This is a genomic window from Hansschlegelia zhihuaiae, assembly GCF_004103825.1.
In the GTDB taxonomy this organism is placed as follows: Bacteria; Pseudomonadota; Alphaproteobacteria; order Rhizobiales; family Methylopilaceae; genus Methylopila; species Methylopila zhihuaiae.
This window is the reverse complement of record NZ_RYFI01000006.1, coordinates 61,677-65,738: the sequence shown is the minus strand read 5'-3', so window position 1 is coordinate 65,738 and position 4,062 is coordinate 61,677. Positions and strand designations below refer to the sequence as shown.

At 67.6% G+C, this 4,062-nt stretch carries 4 protein-coding genes; all 4 read right to left on the bottom strand.

All coding sequences use genetic code 11. The features are described from left to right. Nucleotides 1–49: 49 nt before the first annotated feature. The 4 genes from EK403_RS07895 to lpdA all read right to left on the bottom strand — a co-directional run bounded on the left by EK403_RS07895 (nucleotide 50) and on the right by lpdA (nucleotide 4,018). Nucleotides 50–1,003: an NAD(P)H-dependent flavin oxidoreductase gene (locus EK403_RS07895; protein WP_128776960.1), complete on the bottom strand. Its 954-nt coding sequence runs from the start codon at nucleotides 1,001–1,003 to the stop codon at nucleotides 50–52. Nucleotides 1,004–1,089: 86 nt separating this feature from the next. Next, nucleotides 1,090–2,070, bottom strand: coding sequence for a lipoyl synthase (gene lipA / locus EK403_RS07890; protein WP_128776959.1), 981 nt, complete (start codon nucleotides 2,068–2,070; stop codon nucleotides 1,090–1,092). Nucleotides 2,071–2,228: 158 nt separating this feature from the next. Further along, nucleotides 2,229–2,492 carry a GlsB/YeaQ/YmgE family stress response membrane protein gene (locus EK403_RS07885; protein ID WP_128776958.1) on the bottom strand — a complete coding sequence of 88 codons (264 nt, stop codon included), beginning with the start codon at nucleotides 2,490–2,492 and terminating at the stop codon, nucleotides 2,229–2,231. Between the two features lie 86 nt (nucleotides 2,493–2,578). Then, nucleotides 2,579–4,018, bottom strand: a complete 1,440-nt coding sequence (lpdA, locus tag EK403_RS07880; RefSeq protein ID WP_128776957.1) for a dihydrolipoyl dehydrogenase — start codon at nucleotides 4,016–4,018, stop codon at nucleotides 2,579–2,581. Nucleotides 4,019–4,062 lie beyond the last annotated feature (44 nt).

Genomic DNA, 4,062 nt, shown 5'->3' with positions numbered 1-4,062 from the left:
GGGCGTCTCGAAGCACGCAGGACCGTCGATCCGAGGAGCTTCTGAGGCTTTATTCTGCAAGCTCCCGTTTGGCGGCGGCGTAGTCCTCGACCATGCGCCGCACCAGCTCGGCGACTTCCGGCGCGTCATGGATCGCGCCGAGCCCCTGCCCCGAGCCCCAGATGTCCTTCCAGGCTTTCGCGTCCGCCGATGCGAAGTCCATGCTGGACTTGTCGGCTGACGGCAGCGCGTCGGGGTCGAGGCCCGCTGCGGCGATCGACGGCTTCAGGTAGTTGCCCGGCACGCCCGTGAACAGCGACGAGCAGACGATGTCGGCAGCCGCCTCCGCGACCAGCATCTCCTTGTAGCGCGGGTCGGCGTTCGCCTCCCGGGTCGCGATGAAGCGGGTGCCGACATAAGCGAGGTCGGCGCCCATCGCCTGCGCGGCCAGCACCGCCCTGCCGGTCGCGATCGCGCCCGACAGCACGATCGGGCCGTCATAGAAGGCGCGGACTTCCTGAACGAGGGCGAAGGGGCTCAGGGCGCCCGCGTGGCCGCCGGCGCCGGCGCAGACAAGAATCAGCCCGTCGACGCCGGCCTCCAGCGCCTTCTCGGCGTGGCGCACCGAGATCACGTCGTGCAACACGACGCCGCCCCAGTCGTGCGCCGCCTTCACCACCTCGTTGGGCGGCCGAAGCGAGGTGATGACGATCGGGACGCGGTGGCGGGCGCAGGTCCGCATGTCCTCGCCGAGCCGGGCGTTCGAGGCGTGGACGATCTGGTTCACGGCGTAGGGCGCGACGGGAAGGCCGGGATTGGCGTTCGAGAAGGCTGCGAGCTCCGATCCGATCCGCGAAAGCCACCCGTCGAGCGCCTCGGCGGGACGGGCGTTGAGCGCGGGGAACGATCCCACCACGCCGGCCCTGCACTGCGCGATCACGAGCTCCGGCCCGGACACGATGAACATCGGCGCGCCGATGACCGGGAGCGACAGGCGCCCTTCGAGCAGTTTTGGGAGCGGCATGGAGGGCCCGGCAACGGTCAGATGTGCGGATGCACCCTATGCAGCATCCACAGTTCCGTCACGCTGAATTTCGACGGGCGGCCGCTCTATTCCGCCGCGATCCGCGAAGATGCCGGACGCTTTGCCGCCCGCGCAGCACGGAGCTTGGCGAAATCGTCGCCGGCGTGGTGCGACGAGCGCGTCAGCGGGCTCGCCGAGACCATGAGAAACCCCTTGGCGTAGGCCATGGTCTCGAAGGACTGGAACTCGCCCGGCGTCACGAAGCGCTTCACCGCATGGTGCTTGCGGGTCGGCTGCAGGTACTGGCCGACAGTGAGGAAATCGACCTCGGCCGACCGCAGATCGTCCATCAGCTGCAGCACCTCGTTCCGCTCCTCGCCGAGCCCGACCATGATGCCGGATTTGGTGAAGGCCTCCGGGTCGAGCTCCTTCACGCGCTGCAGCAGGCGCAGCGAATGGAAGTAGCGGGCGCCGGGGCGCACCGTCAGATAGAGCGACGGCACGCATTCGAGATTGTGGTTGAACACGTCCGGCCGCGCCTCGACCACGATCTCGAGCGCGCCGTCCTTGCGCAGGAAGTCCGGCGTCAGCACCTCGATCGTGGTGCCGGGGCTCGTGCGGCGGATCGCGCCGATCACTTCGGCGAAATGCTTCGCGCCGCCGTCGGAAAGGTCGTCGCGATCGACCGAGGTGATGACCACGTGGTTGAGGCCGAGCTTCGCCACGGCGTCGGCGACGCGCGACGGCTCGCCCGCGTCGACCGCCTCGGGCATCCCCGTGCGCACGTTGCAGAAGGCGCAGGCCCGCGTGCATGTGTCGCCCAAGATCATGAAGGTCGCGTGCTTCTTGGACCAGCACTCGCCGATGTTCGGACAGCCGGCCTCCTCGCAGACCGTGACCAGCTTGTTGTCCCGGACGATCCCTTGCGTCTCCCGCCAGACGGGGGAGCCCGGCGCGCGCACGCGGATCCATTCGGGCTTCTTCAGAAGCTCGGCGTCGGGACGGCGCGCTTTCTCCGGATGGCGGAGCCGGGCGGAGGGCTGGGTGTGGTCGAGGACCGTGACCATGGGGCTCAGATCGTGGCGCCGGCCCGCTTGCGCAACGGCGCGCGCGGGCATGAAAAAGGAGAGCGAAGCGCAAGGCTCCGCTCTCCCTGGAGTTTAGCCGAGGCTCTCGGCCCCGTCACCCGCACGCCCGCGGGGCGGACGCGCGCGATGCGCAGGGCTCAGGCCGCGGTGCGCCGCCCGCTGATCATCCGCCACAGGAAGATGAGCAGGCAGGCGCCCGCGATCGCCACGATGCACTGCCAGATCCACCCGCCGGGCGGAATGACGCCCAGCATTCCGAGGATCGCGTTCATCACAAGGGCGCCGACGATGCCCAAGATGATGTTCATGATCAGTCCCATGTCGGACTTCATGATCTGCTCGGCGATCCATCCGGCGATGCCGCCGAGGATGATCGCCATGAACCAGCCGACGCCTGTCATCGCTTGCCACTCCTGAATAGGTCCCGTCAGACGCAGAACCCACGGGGCAAATCCGCGGTTCCAGCCGGCGCGAAATTTCGCATCTCTCAGGTGTGAATCACTCGGCCGTATGCGTCCAGCACGCTCTCATGCATCATTTCGGAGAGGGTCGGATGCGGGAAAACCGCATGCATCAGCTCCTCCTCGGTGGTCTCGAGATTCATGGCGATCACGAAGCCCTGGATCAGTTCGGTGACCTCCGCCCCGACCATATGGGCCCCGAGCAGCTCGCCGGTCTCGGCGTCGAAGATCGTCTTGACCAGTCCCTCCGGCTCGCCGAGCGCGATCGCCTTGCCATTGCCGTTGAACGGGAAGCGGCCGACCTTGAGCTTGCGGCCCTGCTCCTTGGCCTTCTTCTCGGTGAGCCCGACGGAGGCGATCTGCGGGTTGCAATAGGTGCAGCCGGGGATCTTGGCCTTGTCCATCGGATGGACGTGCAGCCCCTTGATGCCCTCGACGCAGATGACCCCTTCATGTTCGGCCTTATGGGCGAGCATCGGCGGCCCGGCGACGTCGCCGATGGCGTAGATCCCCTTCACATTGGTGCGGCCGATTCCGTCGGTCACCACGCAGCCGCGTTCGGTCTTCACGCCGAGCGCCTCGAGGCCGAGATTCTCGACGTTGCCCACGACGCCGACGGCCGAGATGACGCGATCGACCTTCAGGGTCTGCGTCTTGCCGTCCGACGCCTCGATCGTCGCGGTGACGTCGTCCGAGCCCTTGTCCAGCTGTGTCACCTTCGCGCCGGACAGGATCTTGATCCCGAGCTTCTCGAAGCGCTTGCGGGCGTGGGCCGCGATCTCCTCGTCTTCGACGGGCAGGATCTGCGGCAGCACCTCGACGACCGTGACGTCCGCGCCCATGGTGTGGAAGAAGCTCGCGAACTCGATGCCGATCGCGCCCGACCCCACGACCAGCAGCGACTTCGGCATCTTTTCGGGGACCATCGCCTCGAAATAGGTCCAGACCAGCTTCTTGTCGGGCTCGAGGCCCGGCAGCACGCGCGGCCGGGCGCCGGTCGCGACGATGATGTTCTTCGCCTGGTAGGTCCCCTCCCCGAGCGCGCCCTTGGGCGCCGGCGCGGGCGGGCCCTGCACCGACTTCTTCGGCGCGACGACCTTCACTTCGCCGGGCTTGGTGATGGTCGCCTCGCCCCAGATGACGTCGACCTTGTTCTTCTTCATGAGAAACCCGACGCCGCCATTGAGCTGCGCCGAGACCCCGCGCGAGCGCTTCACCACCGCGGCCATGTCGAAGCCGACCTTTTCGGCGGTGAGCCCGTAATTCTGCGGGTGCTGCAGGTAGTGGTAGACCTCCGCCGAGCGTAAGAGCGCCTTCGTCGGGATGCAGCCCCAGTTCAGGCAGATGCCCCCGAGATGCTCGCGCTCGACCACCGCCGTCCTGAAGCCGAGCTGGGCGGAGCGGATCGCGGTGACATATCCGCCGGGGCCGCCGCCGATGATGAGGACGTCGTAGGGATCAGCCATGGGTCGCGCCTGCCAGTCTTCTCGGGCCTGATATGGCGTCCGCG